This window comes from Tsuneonella suprasediminis (genome assembly GCF_003605755.1).
Classification (GTDB): Bacteria; Pseudomonadota; Alphaproteobacteria; order Sphingomonadales; family Sphingomonadaceae; genus Tsuneonella; species Tsuneonella suprasediminis.
In genome coordinates, this window is the sequence record NZ_RAHJ01000014.1 from 230,762 (window position 1) to 249,079 (window position 18,318).

General features: G+C 65.3%; 16 protein-coding genes. 9 read left to right on the plus strand and 7 right to left on the minus strand.

What is annotated here, in order from left to right; all coding sequences use genetic code 11:
* Positions 1–2 precede the first annotated feature (2 nt).
* From D6858_RS04760 to D6858_RS04780, 5 genes are all read left to right on the plus strand, one after another.
* Positions 3–1,376, plus strand: coding sequence for an amidohydrolase (locus D6858_RS04760; protein WP_205664875.1), 1,374 nt, complete (start codon positions 3–5; stop codon positions 1,374–1,376).
* The gene (locus D6858_RS04765) at positions 1,373–2,677 is read left to right on the plus strand and encodes an amidohydrolase family protein (RefSeq protein WP_205664876.1); all 1,305 of its coding nucleotides are present in this window, start codon (positions 1,373–1,375) and stop codon (positions 2,675–2,677) included. Before D6858_RS04760 ends, D6858_RS04765 begins: the two co-directional genes overlap by 4 nt.
* Positions 2,667–3,182 (plus strand): FKBP-type peptidyl-prolyl cis-trans isomerase, encoded by a 516-nt coding sequence (locus tag D6858_RS04770; protein ID WP_240623692.1) that lies wholly within the window; start codon positions 2,667–2,669, stop codon positions 3,180–3,182. The genes D6858_RS04765 and D6858_RS04770 overlap by 11 nt, the downstream gene beginning before the upstream one ends.
* Positions 3,183–3,812: 630 nt before the next feature.
* Positions 3,813–4,553 carry an NnrU family protein gene (locus D6858_RS04775; RefSeq protein ID WP_338067263.1) on the plus strand — a complete coding sequence of 247 codons (741 nt, stop codon included), beginning with the start codon at positions 3,813–3,815 and terminating at the stop codon, positions 4,551–4,553.
* A gap of 21 nt (positions 4,554–4,574) precedes the next feature.
* Entirely contained in the window at positions 4,575–5,126 is a 552-nt protein-coding gene (locus D6858_RS04780; RefSeq protein WP_120107634.1) for a pseudouridine synthase, read from the plus strand.
* Positions 5,127–5,160: 34 nt separating this feature from the next.
* Here D6858_RS04780 and D6858_RS04785 read toward each other — a convergent pair whose 3' ends face one another.
* Both D6858_RS04785 and D6858_RS04790 read right to left on the minus strand, forming a co-directional pair.
* A complete protein-coding gene (locus tag D6858_RS04785; RefSeq protein ID WP_120107970.1) occupies positions 5,161–6,321 on the minus strand; it encodes a cupin domain-containing protein in 1,161 nt (386 codons plus the stop codon).
* Entirely contained in the window at positions 6,321–6,587 is a 267-nt protein-coding gene (locus tag D6858_RS04790) for a hypothetical protein (protein ID WP_120107636.1), read from the minus strand. Before D6858_RS04790 ends, D6858_RS04785 begins: the two co-directional genes overlap by 1 nt.
* A gap of 79 nt (positions 6,588–6,666) precedes the next feature.
* On the opposite strand from D6858_RS04790, the gene D6858_RS04795 reads away from it, so the two are divergent.
* The 3 genes from D6858_RS04795 (at position 6,667) to D6858_RS04805 (ending at position 11,189) form a co-directional block, all read left to right on the plus strand.
* Positions 6,667–8,538: an ABC-F family ATP-binding cassette domain-containing protein gene (locus D6858_RS04795; protein WP_120107972.1), complete on the plus strand. Its 1,872-nt coding sequence runs from the start codon at positions 6,667–6,669 to the stop codon at positions 8,536–8,538.
* A gap of 566 nt (positions 8,539–9,104) precedes the next feature.
* Entirely contained in the window at positions 9,105–10,160 is a 1,056-nt protein-coding gene (locus tag D6858_RS04800) for a phosphatase PAP2 family protein (RefSeq protein ID WP_240623694.1), read from the plus strand.
* Between the two features lie 51 nt (positions 10,161–10,211).
* Positions 10,212–11,189 (plus strand): gliding motility protein GldB-related protein, encoded by a 978-nt coding sequence (locus D6858_RS04805; RefSeq protein WP_165859634.1) that lies wholly within the window; start codon positions 10,212–10,214, stop codon positions 11,187–11,189.
* Positions 11,190–11,962: 773 nt separating this feature from the next.
* Here the strand turns inward: D6858_RS04805 and dxs are convergent.
* Positions 11,963–13,885, minus strand: coding sequence for a 1-deoxy-D-xylulose-5-phosphate synthase (gene dxs, locus D6858_RS04810; protein WP_120107640.1), 1,923 nt, complete (start codon positions 13,883–13,885; stop codon positions 11,963–11,965).
* A gap of 80 nt (positions 13,886–13,965) precedes the next feature.
* Here dxs and D6858_RS04815 point away from each other — a divergent pair, with 80 nt between their 5' ends.
* Complete coding sequence (locus tag D6858_RS04815) at positions 13,966–14,469, plus strand: GNAT family N-acetyltransferase (RefSeq protein ID WP_240623695.1); 504 nt, start codon at positions 13,966–13,968, stop codon at positions 14,467–14,469.
* Positions 14,470–14,780: 311 nt separating this feature from the next.
* Here the strand turns inward: D6858_RS04815 and D6858_RS04820 are convergent, their stop codons facing one another.
* From D6858_RS04820 to purH, 4 genes are all read right to left on the minus strand, one after another.
* Positions 14,781–15,257 (minus strand): Fur family transcriptional regulator, encoded by a 477-nt coding sequence (locus D6858_RS04820; RefSeq protein ID WP_120107644.1) that lies wholly within the window; start codon positions 15,255–15,257, stop codon positions 14,781–14,783.
* Positions 15,258–15,325: 68 nt separating this feature from the next.
* The gene (gene msrA / locus D6858_RS04825; RefSeq protein ID WP_420823818.1) at positions 15,326–16,003 is read right to left on the minus strand and encodes a peptide-methionine (S)-S-oxide reductase MsrA; all 678 of its coding nucleotides are present in this window, start codon (positions 16,001–16,003) and stop codon (positions 15,326–15,328) included.
* A complete protein-coding gene (locus D6858_RS15750; protein WP_165859635.1) occupies positions 16,000–16,155 on the minus strand; it encodes a hypothetical protein in 156 nt (51 codons plus the stop codon). Before D6858_RS15750 ends, msrA begins: the two co-directional genes overlap by 4 nt.
* A 569-nt stretch (positions 16,156–16,724) precedes the next feature.
* Positions 16,725–18,314, minus strand: a complete 1,590-nt coding sequence (purH, locus tag D6858_RS04830; protein ID WP_120107646.1) for a bifunctional phosphoribosylaminoimidazolecarboxamide formyltransferase/IMP cyclohydrolase — start codon at positions 18,312–18,314, stop codon at positions 16,725–16,727.
* Positions 18,315–18,318: the final 4 nt, after the last annotated feature.

The window sequence follows — 18,318 nt, forward strand, 5'->3', positions numbered from 1 at the left end:
AGATGAAACTTACGGGATCGTTCATGACAGCGGCGGGCGCACTGGCGCTGGCCGCATGCAGCACCACCGCGGACAGCGGCGAAACACGCAGCGCCAGCGCCGCCACACCGAAATCGGCCAGCGGCGATGCGGCCTATCCGTCGACCTATAAACCCTATCCCGGCGCGCCCACCGCGCTGGTCGGGGCGACGGTGTTCGATGGCACCGGCAAGGAAATCGACAACGCCGTCGTGCTGCTGCGCGATGGCAAGGTGCAGGCAGTGGGCACCGGACTGGACACCGCCGGGTACACCGTGATTGATGGCACCGGCAAATATGTGACCCCCGGCATCATCGATATTCACAGCCATCTGGGCGATTACCCCAGCCCCAGCGTTTCCGCCCATTCGGACGGCAACGAAGCGACCAGCCCGACAACGCCCGAAGTGTGGGCGGAACATTCGGTGTGGCCGCAAGACCCCGGCTTTACCCGCGCGCTGGCCAATGGCGGGGTCACTACGCTGCAAGTGCTGCCCGGTTCGGCCAACCTGATCGGCGGGCGTTCGGCCACGCTGAAAAACGTGCCCAGCCGCACGGTGCAGGGGATGAAATTCCCCGGCGCGCCCTATGGCCTGAAAATGGCCTGCGGCGAAAATCCCAAGCGGGTTTATGGCGGCAAGGGGCGGATGCCCTCCACCCGGATGGGCAATTTCGCGGTCGATCGCCAGACATGGATCGACGCGCAAGGGTATGATGGCAAGAAACGCAATCTGGCCAAGGAATCGCTGAAGGGCGTGCTCGACGGCAAGATACTGGTCCACAACCACTGCTATCGCGCCGACGAAATGGCGCTGGTGATCGATATGGCCAAGGAAATGGGCTATAAAGTCACTGCCTTCCACCATGCGGTGGAAGCATACAAGATCGGCGATCTGCTGAAAGAAAACGACGTGTGTTCCGCTGTGTGGGCCGACTGGTACGGCTTCAAGATGGAAAGCTACGACGGGATTCCCGAAAACGCGGCCCTGTTGCAGAATGCCGGGGCCTGCGTGGTGATCCATTCGGACGATGAGAACGGCATCCAGCGGCTCAATCAGGAAGCGGCCAAGGCGCAGGCAGCGGGCAAGCGGATGGGGATCGACATTCCTGACGCGCAAGTGGTCCGCTGGCTCACGCTTAACGCGGCAAAGGCGATGGGCATCGATGCGATGACCGGCAGCCTCGAAAACGGCAAGATGGCCGATGTCGTGCTGTGGAACGGCAACCCGCTCAGCGTCTATTCCCGGCCAGAAAAAGTGTGGATCGACGGTGCGCTGCTGTTCGATGCCGATAACCCCAAAATGCGCCCGGTCAGCGATTTCGAACTGGGACAGCCCGGCATGGGAGACGTGAAATGAACCTGCGCCGCGTAACAGGCTTCGCCATTGCCGCCGCCGCTGCCGCTGTCTCCGCTCCGCTCGCGGCACAGAACGTCGCCATCACCAACGCCACGCTGGCGACTGGCGATGGCAGCGAACCGGTCGAAAACGCCACCGTGGTGGTGCAGAACGGCAAGATCGTCGCCGCCGGGCCGGGCGTGGCCGCGCCCGCCGGGATGGCGGTGATCGATGGCACCGGCAAATGGGTCACCCCCGGCCTGTTCGCCGCGATGACGCAGCTCGGCCTCTACGATGTCGATGGCGTGCCCAACAGCAACGACAGTTCGGGCGGGCGTTCGATCTTCAGCGCCGCGCTGGATGTGACGACCGCGCTCAACCCCGCCTCGCAGCACGTGTCGGTGACACGCGGCGGCGGGATCACGCGGGCCAGCGTGTTCGTAGGCCCCTCGTCCGCGATTTTCGGCGGGCAGGGCGCAGTGGTCGATCTGGGCGCGGACCCGAACATGGTGATGCGCCCGCGCGCGTTTCAGGTGGTGACGCTGGGCGAATCCGGCGGGCGGATCGCCGGTGGCACGCGGCTTGCCGCGCAGGCCGCCTTCCGCAACGCCTTGCAGGAAGCGCAGACCGCGGTGGGCAAGACCGACCGTCCGGCCGACGCGCTGCTCAACCGCCCCGACGCGCTGGCTCTGGTGCCGGTGGTGCGGGGGGAACAGCCGCTCTATGTCGCGGTGGAGCGGGCGGCGGATATCCGCTCTGTGCTGGCGCTGCGGAACGATTTTCCCAAACTCGATCTGGTGATCGTCGGCGCGAGCGAAGGGTGGATGGTCGCCAGCGAACTGGCCGCCGCCAAAGTTCCGGTGATCGCCCACGCGCTCGACGATCTGCCGACCAGCTTCGAAGATCTGGCCGCGACGCAGAGCAACGTGGGCCGGATGGTCCGGGCCGGGGTGAAGGTCGCAGTGGGCGGCCTGACTGGCGGCACCGGCGATCAGGCGCGCAATTCCAAGCAATTCGCGGGCAACCTCGTCGCGCTGAACAAGCTGCCCGGTGCCACAGGCCTGACATGGGGTCAGGCGCTGGCGACGATCAGCTCTGTCCCGGCGGAAATCGCCGGGTTCGGCGGCAAGGCAGGCGTGCTCAAACCCGGCGCGGTGGGCGACGTAGTGCTGTGGGACGGCGATCCGCTGGAACTCGCCTCTGCCCCGGTGAAGGTGTTTATCGACGGGGTCGAACAGCCGACCGACAACCATCAGACCAAGCTGCGCGAACGCTATCGCGATCTCGACACCAGCCAGCTTCCCAAAGCATATGAGTGGTAAGCCGCCGATGATCGACAAGACCGCTTTGATGGCAGTGGGCGCCGCGATTATCGCCTGCGTCGGCTATGTCGCGTTGCGCGCGGCGGAACCCGCACAGTCGCAGGATCCGGCGTGGCTCAACAAACAACAACTCGCGCTGGCCGAACGCGCGGCGCAACCCGGCTGGCAGTCGCTGCCCGGCGGGCTGCTGTGGAAACGGGTGGCGGGCGACGGTTCGGGACAGCACCCGACGGTGGAGGACATCGTCTCGGTCGAATACACCGCGAAGCTGAGCGACGGCACTGTGATCGACACATCGGAAGGCGGCCCGCCTGCGACTTTCCCGCTCGGCAAGCTGGTGCCCGCATGGCAACGGGCAATCCCGCAGATGGGCGTGGGCGACACGATCGAAATCGCCTCCCCGTCAGACCTCGCCTATGGCCCGAAGGGCAAAGGGCCGGTGCCCGGCGGGGCGACATTGCTGTTCACCGTGAAGCTGGTCGGTATCGGCGGCGGCGCGGAGTAACCGGGAGGGTCGGTTACCGCCCGATCCCTTCGACGATGAAGCCGCCGCTTTGCCTCGTCTCGTCATTGCGAACACAGTGAAGCAATCCATTGTGCGACGGTCCCGCCCATCGCGCCGGTTGTGAGGAGGGCTGACGGCGGGCCATGGATTGCCACGTCGCCTGACGGCTCCTCGCAATGACGAGGGGTGGGGATATGCGCGATAGTATGGGCCAGCCATCGGCAGGGTGCCTCCCCTCCTCCCGAACCAAACCCACTTAGTGCCTTCGCGCCTTCGTGTGACAAGCTTTCACCCGACGGTCCCGCCCATCGCGCCGGTTGTGGGGGAAGCGTACGGCGGGCCATGGATTGCCACGTCGCCTGACGGCTCCTCGCAATGACGATGGCGGGGGCGACGTGGGTGCTTGGGGCTGGCTGGTTCACTCCCCCCAACCACAATCAGCGCAATCGCGCCCGGTGCGACGATTATTACGGTGAACTGCGCCTTCACTACGTTAGGGCCAATTGACATCAAGCCTTAACGGCTTGCAAATAAAGGCCTGTTTCGCTGCCGCCACGCTATTATCCGAATGGTGCATCGGCCGCGCATGACCGCCCCGCACCGGGACACAGAAGGAGACGCGATGCAACGGTGGCAATCGACCCGCTGCCCGGTTCGGCAGCCGTGGCGCTTCTTATCGATAACGGGGCACGGCTGTTGAGCCCCGCGCTTACCCAACTGCTGTTCGCCGCGATTGCCTTTGTCGGCACGCATTTCGCCCTGTCGCACCCGTTGCGCGCACCGATTGCCGGGCGGGTGGGCGAAGCGGCGTTTCTGGGCATCTACTCGCTCGTCGCTTTCGTGACGCTGGGCTGGATGGTGGTGGCATTCCGCGCTGCGCCTGCCGCCGATCTGGGGGGCAGCGGCGACATGGGATGGGCCGTGGCCAGCGTGCTGACCGTGCCCGCGCTTGTGCTGTTCCTCGGCTCTTTATCGAAGAATCCCGCGTTGCCCAATCCCAGGACACAGGCCGCCGTCAACCGCGCGCCCACCGGGGTATTCGCGGTGACGCGCCACCCGATGATGTGGGGCTTCGCATTGTGGGGGATCGCCCATATCGTGCTGTGGTTCGATATCCGCACGCTGATCGTGGCCGGGGCGGTGACGTTCCTCGCGCTGGTCGGCGCGCATATGCAGGATCGCAAGAAACGCGGCCTGCTGGGCAATGGCTGGGCGAGCTGGCAATCGCGCACATCGTTCTGGCCGCGCTGGCACAAGCTGTTTTCCGCCGGGTGGCTGCTGTGGCTTGGCGCGCTGGTGCTGTGGCTGGCGCTGACTTTCGCGCATATGCCCGGCGCGGGGGTTCCGGCGGGGATATGGCGCTGGCTATAGGTCGCAGGCTATAGGGCGCGGATGGCCCGCCTGATCCTGTTCAACAAACCATACGACGTTCTCTCGCAGTTCACCGACCGGGGCAGCGAGACGAAGCGGCGCACGCTGTCCGATTTCGTCGCGGTGCCCGGCGTCTATCCCGCCGGGCGGCTCGACCGCGACAGCGAAGGGTTGCTGCTGCTGTGCGACGATGGCCGCTGGCAGGCGCGCATTGCCGATCCGCGCTTCAAACTGCCCAAGACATATCTGGTGCAGGTGGAGGGGGAGCCGGACAACGCCGCGCTGGCCGCGCTGCGCCGCGGGGTCACCCTGAAAGACGGGCCGACCCGTCCGGCAGAGGCGGAGCGTATCGCCGCGCCCGACCTGTGGCCACGCGATCCGCCAATCCGCGTCCGCAAGACCGTGCCCGACACATGGCTGCGCCTGACCATCCGCGAAGGGCGCAACCGGCAGGTTCGCCGGATGACCGCCGCCGTGGGACACCCGACCTTGCGACTGGTGCGCTGGTCGGTGGGCGAATGGACGCTGGACGGCATTGCCCCCGGCGAATGGGTGGAGCGCGATCTGCGTTGAACCTCGATCCTTCCCGAAACGGCGAGGGGAGGTTTCATATGTCTTCGAAGGCGAGTGCGCCGGTGTTGAGCAGGTCGCGGATCAGATCGTGCGCCGCGCTGTCCACCGCGCCTGCCGGGACCGTTGGCGCGGCGCATAGTGTTTCGGCAAAGGCCGCAAGCGCGCCGCTGCACGGATAAGCTTCGCCATCGACGAACAGCGTCACACCATCGGCCTCTCGCACGAAAGCAAACCGGCTGGCCGGGTTGCGGATCAGCGCGCACCCTTGCGCCAGCGCATCGGCCACATCCTGCGCGCTCTGCGGTTCTTCCGGCCGCCAGTCGATCTCCGGGTTCTTGGGCGCAGTGGCATAACCGCCGAACCAGCGCGCGAACCCGGCGCTGTCGCGCAACCCTTCGGTCGCCAGAGCGTGCAGCCGGGCCAGCGCCGCCGCCGGGATTTCCCCCGGATTGGCTGCCGGGTCGAGCACTGTGTCGGTATAGCGATCGTCGTCGTCGATCTCGTCCAGCATATTGTCGGACCAGCCCGCGATCAGTTCGCAACGCGACGGTGCGCGGAAGCCGACCGAATACGTCATGCAATCGTCGCTCAGCGCCACGCCCTTGTGCGCCACGCGCGGGGGGACATAGAGAATATCGCCCGGTTCCAGCACCCAGTCTTCCACCGGATCGAATTCCGCCAGCAGGCGCAAACCGTCATGCGCCAGCAACGGCGTATCACCATCGCACAGTTCGCCCAGTTGCCAGCGGCGCGTGCCAAGGCCCTGAATCAGAAACACGTCGTACTGATCGAAATGCGCGCCGACCCCGCCGCCCGCCACGGCATAGCTGACCATCACGTCATCGATCCGCCAGTTGGGGATGAAGCGGAACGGTTCGACCAGCGCGGCCACTTCGGGCACGTAATGGTCGACCGCCTGCACCAGCAAAGTCCACGGCGCGCGCCCCAGCCGGGCAAAGCGATCTTCGGGCAATGGCCCGTTTTCGAGATTCCAGTCTTCGGATTCCAGCGTGATGAGGCGCGATTCGACATGCGGTTCGCAGGCCAGCCCGGCCAGCTCGTCCGGCTCCAGCGGATTGTGCCACTCGCCCCACGGGTTGCGGATCAGCAGCGGCTTGCGCTGCCAGTGATCGCGCAGGAAGGCATCGACATCGAAACCGGGCAGCCGGGCCAGCGTCGCAAGTGTTGCAGGCATCATTCGCTGTCCGGCATTTGCGCGGCCATCAGATCCATCAGATTGCGCGCCGCTTCACGGTCGGCCTCGTCCGTGAACGCCACGTCCAGATCGGGCGCGGCGTCGAGCATGTACAGCAGGCTCCACAACGCGAATCGTTTGCCGCGATCTTTCTCCAGCCCGAAATCGACCTGCATCTGGTCGATCCCTGCTGGCAGGGCAGTTGGCGCGACCGCGCTCAGATCGAGGGTGCCGAAATAGCGCAGCATCAGGTCGTTCATATCCATCCGCTGTCGGTAGGCGCGTTGGCGGGAGATGCAAAGCACCCCATTGGGCCGGACGCAGAGTGCTGCTATGGGCCGCGCCATGCTGACGATTGACGGCCTTACCGTCCGGCTTGGCGGCCGGCCTATCCTCGAACGCGCCAGTGCGGCGATCCCGCATGGCGCGCGCGTCGGGCTGATCGGCCGCAACGGCGCGGGCAAGTCCACACTGATGAAGGCCCTGATCGGAGAGATCGAGCCCGACGATGGCACAATCGGCAAGCCGAGCAAGGCCCGCCTCGGCTATATCGCGCAGGAAGCGCCCAGCGGCGATGTCACCCCGGAAGAGGTCGTGCTGGCCGCCGACACCGAACGGGCGGCTTTGCTGGAAGAGGCGGAGACCTGCACCGATCCGCACCGGCTGGGCGATGTCCACGAACGGCTGCTGGCCATCGATGCCTACAGCGCTCCGGCGCGCGCGGCCAAGATTCTCAGCGGGCTGGGCTTCGACGAAGCGATGCAGCGCCAGCCGCTCGACAGTTTTTCGGGTGGGTGGAAAATGCGCGTCGCGCTGGGCGCGCTGCTGTTTTCGCAACCGGATATTCTGCTGCTCGACGAACCGTCGAACCACCTCGATCTGGAAGCGACGCTGTGGCTGGAGAATTTCCTCAAGTCTTACCCGGCGACATTGCTGGTGATCAGCCACGAACGCGACCTGCTGAACAAAGTGGTCGATCACATCCTGCACCTGCAGGGCGGGCAACTGACGCTGTATAGCGGTGGATACGACGCGTTCGAGAAACAACGCGCCGAACGCGCCGCGCAACTGGCCGCGGCCAAGGCCAATCAGGATGCCCAGCGTGCCCGGCTGGCCGATTACGTCGCCCGCAACAGCGCCCGCGCCTCGACCGCGAAACAGGCGCAGTCGCGGGCCAAGATGCTGGCGAAGATGCAGCCGATCGCTGCATTGATGGAAGATCCCTCGCTCAGCTTCGATTTCCCGTCGCCCGAAGAACTGCGCTCACCGATGATCACGCTCGACAGCGCAGCGGTCGGTTATGCCGAAGACAAGCCGGTGCTGCGGCGGCTGGGGCTGCGGATCGATGCGGACGACCGGATCGCGCTGCTCGGCCGCAACGGCAATGGCAAGACCACGCTGGCCCGCCTGATCGCCGGGCAACTGGCGCCGCAGGAAGGGGCGATGAACGCCTCGGGCAAGCTCAAGGTCGGTTATTTCACGCAGTATCAGGTGGAAGAACTGTCGAGCGATGCCACGCCGCTGGAACTGATGACCCGCGCGATGGAGGGCAAGCCGCCCGCTGCGGTGCGCGGGCAACTGGGGCGGTTCGGCTTTTCCGGCAACCGGGCGACCGCGCTGGTCGAAACGCTGTCGGGCGGCGAACGCGCGCGGCTGGCGCTGGCGCTGATTACCCGCGACGCGCCGCACCTGCTGATTCTGGACGAACCGACCAACCACCTCGATGTCGACGCACGCGAAGCGCTGATTCAGGCGCTGAATGCCTATGCCGGGGCGGTGATCCTCATCAGCCACGACCGGCATATGGTCGAACTGACGGCAGACCGGCTGGTGCTGGTCGATGGCGGCACGGCAAAGCCATACGATGGCAGCATGGAAGACTATATCGACTTCGTGCTGGGCCGGAACCAGCCGAAGAGCGATGCCGCCGCCAAGCCCGCGAAGGCCGCCAATGCCAACAGCGCCAAATCCCGCGCACAGGCCCGCTTCCTCCGCTCCGAACTGGCGAAGGCGGAAAAGGTGATGGCCAAATTGCAGGCCGAATGCACCGAAATCGACCGCGCGATGTACGAACCGGCCAACGCCGTCCGCCATCTGGCGGACATGGCGATGAGCGACCTGCTGGTGCAACGCGCCAAAGTGGCGGACAAGCTGGCCGCAGCCGAAGCGGCATGGCTCGATCTGGGCGAGCAGCTCGAAACGACCGAGGCGGGATAAGCGCGCGCATATCGGCGCGGGCGCTTGTCCGGGAGGGCATACTGGTGCGGGACGCCGGACGGCGGCCTCCAATCCCGCCATCCCGGCCCGACCGACTCCGGCCGTCTGTCAAACTCGCCCCCCTCGTCATTGCGGACGAAGCGAAGCACTCCATGACCTGACGGTTCTGCCCACCGCAGCGGTCGTGGCCGGGATGAGGTGCGGTCCATGGATTGCCACGTCGCCTGCGGCTCCTCGCAATGACGAGGGGAGGGGGCGGCGGAGGTGGTTTGGGCCCTCCTCCACGCTACTCCACCATCCAGCCTCCTACGGCCTGCCAACCTCGCAAGCCCCACCCTCGTCATTGCGAGCGAAGCGAAGCAATCCATGACCTGACGGTTCTGCCCACCGCAGCGGTCGTGGCCGGGATGAGGTGCGATCCATGGATTGCCACGTCGCCTGACGGCTCCTCGCAATGACGATGGGTGGGGGCGGCGGAGGTGGCGCTGCCATCCGTATCCCGGCCCGGATCGTTGCAGCACCCTCTGGCCCTTCGTCGCACCGCCCGCTATAGGGCGCCAGCTTTCGTGGGCGATCCGGGATCGTCGCACGCGATCGCGTGGGAACCTTTGCCTGTGCCGATCAGCGTGTTGCATCCGAAACCCGGACGCGCAGAATCCATCGATTCCGCGCGCTCCATTCCACTTAGCTGGATCGTGGCCGCGCTGATTGCCAGCGCGGTCGCCACTGCAGCACTGATGGCTTGCGCCCGCCTGTCTATCGCCCCGCTGGCCCCCGGCACGCTGATATTCGTGCTGGTATTCGGCACGCTGGGCGCGTTCCACTGGGCGTGTCAGCGCCCGCGCACCCGGCTGGGGCAGGCGGTGCGCGATGGCACCGCCTACTATGGGCTGTTCATGGCATTTTCCCTCACCGGGGCGGTAGCGAGCTATCCCGTCGCCGCGCTCAGCAGCGGATATGCCGATCCTGCATTGCACCGGATCGATCTGGCGATGCAGTTCGACTGGCTGGCATGGTATCGCACCGTGGCCGAACACCGCTGGCTGCAAATCGCCGGTCGCGTGGCTTACGAGACGATCTATCTCTCGCCCGCGATCCTGCTGGGATACTGCGCGATTGCCGGCAAGCGGCGGACCGCGCACGATTTCATCGTCGCGACATGGCTGGCCGCCCTGCTCACGCTGATCGCGTTTTACTTCATCCCGGCGATCGGCCCGCTCGGCTATCTGATGTGGCGCGATCCGGTGGCGTATCTGCCGATCAGCGATCTGTGGCAGCCGACTCTGATCCCCTTGCTGCGCGCCCATGCCATTGGCCAGATCGACCTCGGCCATCTGGTCGGGCTGGTTTCCGCACCCAGTTTCCATACCGCCGCCGGAGTGCTGATGATCGCCTATGGCCTGAACCTGCCGCCGGTGCGTGTGCCGCTGCTGATACTCAACACCGCGATGTTGCTGGCGACCCCGGTGGAAGGGACGCATTACCTGATCGATCTGATTCTGGGCGCTCTGGTGGCGCTGGCCGCGATGGCGCTGGTCGCGGCGGGGCGCGTGGTGGTGATCGCCATCGTTCACGGAAAGACACGCCGCAATCATCCACTTGCGCGCGGGTGTATTACATAGCATACACACCCTCCAGTTTCATAGAGTGGGCCGTTGGTATTGATTCCTGCCTTGATCGCCGCCAGCATCGCGGCACAGCCCGCTCCCCCCACTGAACCGCCCCCGGCCCCCACCACGGATGCCGTCGATCCGCTGACCGCGCGCATCGATGACAGCGCCGCGCAGCGGTTCGCGCAGCTGTGGCGCGATACCGATGGCAAGCCGACCGCCGACCAGATCGGAGAACGTTATCTGCGCGACGGCGGGCGCGGGGTGGAAGTGTTCACCCCCTATCGCATCCGGAACGCCGAACACCTCGCCGCCACTGTCGCGAAGAACCCCGATCTTTATCGCAACGCGGTCGAACGCTGCCTGCCGTGGGTGGCCGATACCAATGCCGAACTGCGCGCCAGCTATCTGGCGCTGCGCGGCCTGCTGCCCGACCGGCCCCTGCCGCAAATCGCGGTAGTGATCGGGCCGGGCAACAGCGGGGGAACCGCCGACACCGGAATACAGGTGATCGGGCTGGAGGTGCTGTGCCGCCTGTCACCCACCCGCGAATCGTTCAACGGCAAGATGCGCCAGTTCTTCGCCCACGAAACGGTGCACACGTTTCAGCCCCGGGCATCGGCGGAAGCCCGCAAAAATCCCCTGCTCGCCTCCGCTCTGGTGGAAGGGGTGGCCGATTACATCACCGATGTCGCCACCGCCCGCATACCCGATGCCGAGCGCGACACATGGGCGCGGGCACGAGAGGCGCAAGTGTGGCGCGATTTCCAGCACGATGCCGCCATAGTGCAGGCCGGGATGGGATCCGATGGAAACGCCACTCCCGAAGCGGAGGCCGCCTATGGCCGCTGGTTCGGCAATGCCGGCTCCCCGCCAGAAGGATGGCCGGGCGAGCTGGGATACTGGGTCGGGATGCGGATCGCGCAAAGCTATGTCGCGCAGGCGCAAGACCCGCACAAGGCAATCGACACACTGATCGACGCCGCCGATCCCGCGGCGATTCTGGCCGACAGCGGTTACGGCCACGATTTCGAACGATAGCGCGGTTTTGCGGGTCTGCAGCCGCCGCCCGAGTGCGAGCGGCAGGCGCAGGGACACTCCCACGCACCAACGTCGCCCCGGACCTGATCCGGGGCCCCGCTTTTCTTCGGGCGCAGCGCTGGAGGAAGCTGGACCCCGGCTCGGAGGCCGGGGTGACGATGGGTGAGGGACGGCTCCCCAGTTCCTCAGCGCCCCGCCCCTCGTCATTGCGAGGAGCCGCAGGCGACGTGGCAATCCATGGGCCGCCCTCCCCCCAGCCACCACCGCCCCGATGGGCGGAACCGTCACACCATGGATTGCTTCACTACGTTCGCAATGACAAGCGGGGGCGAGTTTGGCAGACGGTCGGAGCCGGGCGTGCGGGATGGGAAGCCGCCGTCCAGCGCCCCGCATCAGTCTGCCCTCCCGTACAAGCGCCCGTGCTCTCGCACCAACGTCGCCCCGTACCTGATCCGGGGCCCCGCTTTTCTTCGGGTGCAGCGCTGGAGGAAGCTGGACCCCGGCTCAGGGGCCGGGGTGACGATGGGTGGGGACGATCCCTCAGTTCCTCAGAGCCCGACCCCCACCCCCTTCGTCATTGCGAGGAGCCGCAGGCGACGTGGCAATCCATGGGCCACCCTCTCCCCAGCCACCACCGCTGCGATGGGTTGAACCGTCAGGCCATGGATTGCTTCACTGCGTTCGCAATGACGAGTGGAGAGCGGCGTAGATGAAGGCCACCAATAGAGCGCGCGCCGGGCACACCGGAACCCGCCATCACCGCCCCGCGCCGCTCAGGCCCTTGCTTCTTCCACGCCCGCGCTGTTGTGGCGCAGGGCCTTCAGCACGGTATCGACGATCTGCGGCGCGTTGAGACCCGCTTCGTCGTACTGCTTTTCAGGCGCGTCGTGATCCTGAAACATATCGGGCAGGCGCATCGTGCGGATTTTCAGGCCGGTATCGGTCAGCCCTTCATCGCTGGCATGGGTCAGCACGTGTGCGCCGAGGCCGCCGATGGCGCCTTCTTCCACGGTCACCAGCACTTCGTGCGTCCGCATCAGTTTATCGATCAGCGCGGTGTCGAGCGGTTTGGCAAAGCGCAAGTCCGCCACTGTGGTCGACAGGCCCTTCGCCTCCAGCGCATCGGCGGCTTTCAGCGCTTCGGCCAGGCGGGTGCCGAGGCTGAGCAGCGCGATCTTGCTGCCTTCGCGCACCACGCGCCCTTTGCCGATTTCGAGCAGTTCGGGCGTCTCCGGCAGAGCCACGCCCGTGCCCGCGCCGCGCGGATAGCGGAAGGCAATCGGCCCGCTGTCATGCTGCGCCGCGGTGTAGGTCATGTGGACCAGCTCGGCTTCGTCCGCAGCGGCCATCACCACCATATTGGGCAGTGTCGCCAGATAGGTAATGTCGAAGCTGCCCGCATGGGTCGCGCCGTCCGCTCCGACCAGCCCGGCGCGGTCAATAGCGAAACGGACCGGCAGATTCTGGATGCAGACATCGTGCACCACCTGATCGAACGCGCGTTGCAGGAACGTCGAATAGATCGCGCAGAACGGGCGCATCCCCTGCGCCGCCAGCCCGGCGGCGAATGTCACCGCATGTTGTTCGGCAATGCCGACATCGAATGCGCGGTCGGGGTGCGCCTGGGCGAATTTATCCACTCCGGTGCCGCTGGGCATCGCCGCGGTGATAGCGCAGATGCGCGGATCGCTGTCCGCCAGTGTGCTGAGCGTTTCACCGAACACGTTCTGGTAATTGGGCGGGCCACCCGCGCTTTTCTTCTGTTCGCCGGTGACGACATCGAATTTGGCCACGCCATGATATTTGTCGGCGCTGTTTTCCGCCGGAGCATAGCCCTTGCCCTTCTGCGTCACGACATGGACCAGAATCGGCCCCTGTTCGCTGTCGCGCACGTTTTCCAGCACGGGGATCAGGTGATCGAGATTATGCCCGTCGATCGGGCCGACGTAGTAGAACCCCAGTTCTTCGAACAAAGTCCCGCCGGTCGCCATGCCGCGCGCGTATTCTTCCGCCTTTTCAAGCCCCGAGTGGACCCGCCGGCTGAGCTTGCGCGCAAATTTGGAGGCAAGGCTACGCAGGCCGAGATATTCGCTGCTCGACACCATCCGCGCGAGATAGGCCGACAGCCCGCCCACCGGCGGGGCAATCGACATATCGTTATCGTTCAGGATCACCACCAGCCGGTTGCCTGCCTGTTCGGCATTGTTCATCGCTTCGTAGGCCATGCCCGCGCTCATCGCGCCGTCACCGATCACGGCAATCGCCTTGCCCGGTGCATCCTTCAGCTTGTTGGCCACGGCAAAGCCCAGCGCGGCGCTGATCGACGTGCTCGAATGGGCCGCGCCGAAGGGATCGTATTCGCTTTCGCTGCGCTTGGTGAACCCGCTCAGCCCGCCGCCCTGCCGCAAAGTGCGGATGCGATCACGCCGTCCGGTCAGGATCTTGTGGGGGTAGGCCTGATGGCCGACATCCCAGATCAGCCGGTCGGTCGGGGTATTGAACACGTAATGGATCGCAGTGGTCAGCTCGACCACGCCCAGCCCCGAACCGAGGTGGCCGCCGGTGCTGCCGACCGCGCTGATCATTTCAGCGCGCAATTCATCTGCCAACTGGCGCAATTGTTCCGGCGCAAGCTTGCGGAGGTCTTCTGGCGTGGCAACTGTATCGAGAAGCGGAGTTTCTGGGCGTTCAACCATTTGTTGCGCTTAGCCGAACAATAAATCCGTGTCGATTCGCATAGGTTGAATGTTAGGTGGCGCGGATGAACACCCCTGTTATGCGTGTCGCGACCGAAAGCGACCTGCCCGCACTCGACGCTCTGATGGATCGCGCGATCACCCATTTGCAGCAGGGCTTCCTCGATCCCGCGCAAATCGAAGCGAGTCGACAAGTCATGGGGCTGGACCGGCAACTGGTGAAAGACCGCACTTACTGGATCGCGGAACTCGACGGCAAAGTCGCCGGATGCGGCGGGTGGAGCAAGCGCGCCACGCTCTATGGCGGCGACCACAGCACCCATCTGCGCGAACCGCGCCTGCTCGACCCTGCCAGCGAAGCCGCCCGCATCCGGGCGATGTACACCGACCCCGCCTTCGCCCGCCGCGGCGTGGGTAAGGCGGTGCTGACGCAATGCGAGGACGAAGCGCGGCGCGCCGGTTTCACGCGGGTGGAACTGATGGCCACACTATCGGGCGAACCGCTGTACCGCGTGGCGGGATACGAACCGATCGAACGGGTGGAAGACCGCGTCCCGCTGATCCGTATGGGCAAGCCGCTGTAAACTGAGGCTTGTGGAGGCTGGCCCGAAGAAGCTGGGCCCCGGATCAGGTCCGGGGCGACGTAGATGTGCAAAACTGGCGGTAGCGCGACGGCGGTGCAGGCCGCCGATGGCGCTCTCTCCGGCATAACCCGCCCCTCCCTTCGTCATTGCGAACGTAGTGAAGCAATCCATGGCCTGACGCTTCCGCCCGTCGCAACCGATGTGATGGGCGGCTAGGTTCGCACGATGGATTTCCGCGTCGCCTGACGGCTCCTCGCAATGACGAGGGGAGGAGGAGGCGGAGCCTCGCTCTCACCCCAAACCCGCGCAACTTATCCTTTGGGCCGACACGCCGCGCAAAGTCCGCGGATTTCGATCACCGGGCGGTCGGGCTGGAAATCCGCCACTTCGGCCAGAGCGCGCACGGTGCGGCTGACGGCGTCGTCGTCGATATGGGTCGCTTCCCCGCATTCGTCGCACACCAGAAAGATGCAGTCGTGCAGGCAACCAGGGTGCGGATTGGCGAGATAAGCGTTGCTGCTTTCCACCCGCATGGCCAGATTGCGCGCCACAAACAGATCGAGAATGCGATAGACCGAATTGGGCGCGATCCGCTTGCCGCGCCGGGCCGACACGCCATCGGCAATATCATAGGCCGATGCGGGGGAGGCATAATGCGCCAGTTCACCGAACACTTCGGCGCGCAAGTCGGTCCATTGTTCCCCCGATGCGACCAGCGCATCGCGCGCCGCATCGACCAGATCGACGCCGCTGTGTTCTTCGTGCGAATGGTGTTTGTGGCCTGCCATAACCCCTTATCTAGTGCGCCACGGGCCGGAGCGCCAGATAGCAGCGCACGGTCGCCCTGCCCGGCCCGTCAGTTACGGGTAAAACCCGTCTGGTAGAGCGCGGGATAGCGTGCCTTCAACGCGGCGACTTTGGGGGCATCCCATGCGCGGATATACCCGTTGTCGGGGTTTCGCAGCGCGAAATCCTGATGATAGCTTTCCGCCGGGTAGAATGCCTTGTACCCTTCGATCCGCGCAACGATGGGCCGTTTCCATACGCCCGATGCGCCCATCTGCTTGAGATAGGCGGCGGCAACCGCCCGCTGTTCGGCATTCAGCGGCACCAGCGCGGCGCGGTACTGAGTGCCCGCATCGGGGCCTTGCCGGTTTTTCAGCGTCGGGTCGGCCACAACAGAGAAAAACACCCGCAGCAATTGATCGTACCGCACACGGGCAGGGTCATATGTCACCCGCACCGCTTCGGCATGGCCTGTGGTGCCACGGCTCACCCTGGCATAGACCGCGTCCGCCTTGCTGCCCCCGTGATAGCCGGAGACAGCGCTGGTCACACCTTTCATATGGCTGAAAACCGCCTCCACACCCCAGAAGCAGCCACCGGCGAACACCGCGGTTTTCAGGCCCGGCTTTTCATGGGCAACCCGTTGAGCGGCGGGGGCATCAAAAGTCGCTTCTCCGGCGACGGCAGGTTGCTGACACGATGTCAGCGCGAAGCTGGCGATTACTACGAGAAGCGCAGGCCGGATCACTCCGCCGCAGCAGTCACCGCAACCGGCTCTGCATGAGCTTGCGGCACAGCGCTGTTCCACGGGTCCGCACCTGCATTCACCGCCACGATCACAGCGCCAATCGCGAAACCGATGGCGAAATTGCGATAAAGGTCGGACTTGAACAGGCGCATGGGGAATTCACTTCTTTCGTATGGAGTGCCCAGATAGGTACACCCGATCTGCTTGCAAGATGCTTAATGCACAGGTTGTGCGGGGTTCAGGTGAGGTGGCGGCTGAATTGTTGCCCGACCCGTTCTCACGCTCACCCCCCCTCTCGTCATTGCGAACACTGTGAAGCAATCCATTGCCTGAGGGTTCCGCCCATCGCGTCTGCCGTGGTGGAGACGAGGTCCGCGCTATGGATTGCCACGTCGCCTGCGGCTCCTCGCAATGACGAGGGGTGGGCGCCGAGGAGGAGGTTTGGGCCTACCACCCCGCTACCCCGACCCCGTCACCCCGGCCACCGAGCCGGGGGCCAGCTTCCTCCAGCGCCGCGCCCGAAAAGCGTCGCCCCGGTTCACACCACCCTCCACTCGTCATTGCGAACGCAGTGAAGCAATCCATTGCCTGACGGTTCCGCCCATCGCGTCTGCCGTGGTGGAGGCAAGGTCCGCGCTATGGATTGCCATGTCGCCTGCGACTCCCCGCAGTCACGAGGGGCGGGGCGACCAATTATGCGGTGAACGTCACACCCACGACTCTAGTGCCGGAAATGGCGCATCCCGGTGAAGACCATCGCCAGACCGGCTTCGTTCGCGGCGGCGATCACTTCTTCGTCGCGGATCGAACCGCCCGGCTGGATCACTGCGGTCGCCCCGGCTTCGGCAGCGGCCAGCAGACCATCGGCAAACGGGAAAAACGCATCGGATGCGACGGCACTGCCCACTGTACGCGGCGAGGCCCAGCCGTATTTCTCCGCCGCCTCAGCCGCTTTCATCGCGGCGATGCGCGACGAATCGCGGCGGTTCATCTGGCCCGCGCCGATCCCGGCAGTGGCACCATCCTTAGCATAGACAATCGCGTTCGATTTCACGTGGCGCGCCACGGTCCATGCGAACAGGCAATCTTTCAGTTCCTGCTCGGTCGGTGCGCGGTCGGTCACGACTTTCAGATCGTCTGCCGTGATCGCGCCGTTGTCGCGATCCTGCACCAGAATGCCCCCAGCGATGATCGCCAGCGTCTGCCCCGCTCGGCGCGGATCGGGCAGACCATCGGTCAGCAACAGGCGCAGGTTCTTCTTGCGCGCAAAAGCAGCCTTCGCGGCATCGTCCGCCCCCGGCGCGACGACGACTTCGGTGAAGATTTCGCAGATCGCCTCTGCCGTCGGGCCATCGAGCGGGACATTTGTGGCGACGATCCCGCCGAATGCCGAAACGCTGTCGCACGCCAGCGCATCGTTCCACGCCTCCAGCAAAGTGCCGCGCTGCGCCACGCCGCACGGATTGGCGTGCTTCACGATCACCACCGCCGGTTCCTGCCCACCGAATTCGGCAGCCAGTTCGAACGCTGCGTTGGCATCGTTGTAATTGTTATAGCTCAGTTCCTTGCCCTGCACCTGTTGCGCTTGCGGCAGACCGTTGGTGTGCGGGCCGCGCGGCAGGTACAGCGCCGCATCCTGATGCGGATTTTCGCCGTAACGCAGCGTGCCCGACAGCACCCGCGTCATACTGACCTGCGGGGGGAATTTCTGCTGCTGATCGGCATAGGCGAACCACTGGCTGATCGCTGCGTCATAAGCGGCAGTGGCGGCAAATGCCTTCGCCGCCATACGCTTGCGGAATTCCAGCGTAGTCGCGCCGTTGTTGTTCGCCAGTTCTTCCAGCAGTTCGGGATAGTCGGCCGGATCGGTGATGATAGTGACATAGCGATGGTTCTTCGCCGCCGAACGCACCATGCTCGGCCCGCCGATGTCGATATTTTCGATCACGGTGTCGCGATCCGCGCCGCGCGCGACCGTGCTTTCGAACGGATAAAGGTTGACCACCACCAGATCGATCGCGCCGATCCCGTGGGTTTCCATCGCCGCCGCGTGATCGGCATCGTCGCGCACCGCCAGCAGGCCGCCGTGGACCATCGGGTGCAGGGTTTTCACCCGGCCATCCATCATTTCGGGAAAACCGGTGACATCGGACACATCGCGCACGTCCAGCCCGCCATCGCGCAGGGCCTTCGCCGTGCCGCCGGTGGACACCAGATCGACCCCGGCCTTCGCCAGCTTCGCGCCCAGATCGTCCAATCCGGCTTTGTCGGACACCGACAACAGTGCCCGCTTGATCGTTACGTCAGTCACCTGA

Coding starts and splice junctions, on each gene's coding strand:
- D6858_RS15750 (WP_165859635.1), bottom strand. CDS start 16,155: ATGCGCCTGTTCAAGTCCGACCTTTATCGCAATTTCGCCATCGGTTTC.
- D6858_RS04815 (WP_240623695.1), top strand. CDS start 13,966: ATGCGTGTCGCGACCGAAAGCGACCTGCCCGCACTCGACGCTCTGATG.
- D6858_RS04780 (WP_120107634.1), top strand. CDS start 4,575: ATGGCCCGCCTGATCCTGTTCAACAAACCATACGACGTTCTCTCGCAG.
- D6858_RS04770 (WP_240623692.1), top strand. CDS start 2,667: ATGAGTGGTAAGCCGCCGATGATCGACAAGACCGCTTTGATGGCAGTG.
- D6858_RS04765 (WP_205664876.1), top strand. CDS start 1,373: ATGAACCTGCGCCGCGTAACAGGCTTCGCCATTGCCGCCGCCGCTGCC.
- D6858_RS04760 (WP_205664875.1), top strand. CDS start 3: ATGAAACTTACGGGATCGTTCATGACAGCGGCGGGCGCACTGGCGCTG.
- D6858_RS04820 (WP_120107644.1), bottom strand. CDS start 15,257: ATGGCAGGCCACAAACACCATTCGCACGAAGAACACAGCGGCGTCGAT.
- D6858_RS04790 (WP_120107636.1), bottom strand. CDS start 6,587: ATGGATATGAACGACCTGATGCTGCGCTATTTCGGCACCCTCGATCTG.
- dxs (WP_120107640.1), bottom strand. CDS start 13,885: ATGGTTGAACGCCCAGAAACTCCGCTTCTCGATACAGTTGCCACGCCA.
- D6858_RS04785 (WP_120107970.1), bottom strand. CDS start 6,321: ATGCCTGCAACACTTGCGACGCTGGCCCGGCTGCCCGGTTTCGATGTC.
- D6858_RS04795 (WP_120107972.1), top strand. CDS start 6,667: ATGCTGACGATTGACGGCCTTACCGTCCGGCTTGGCGGCCGGCCTATC.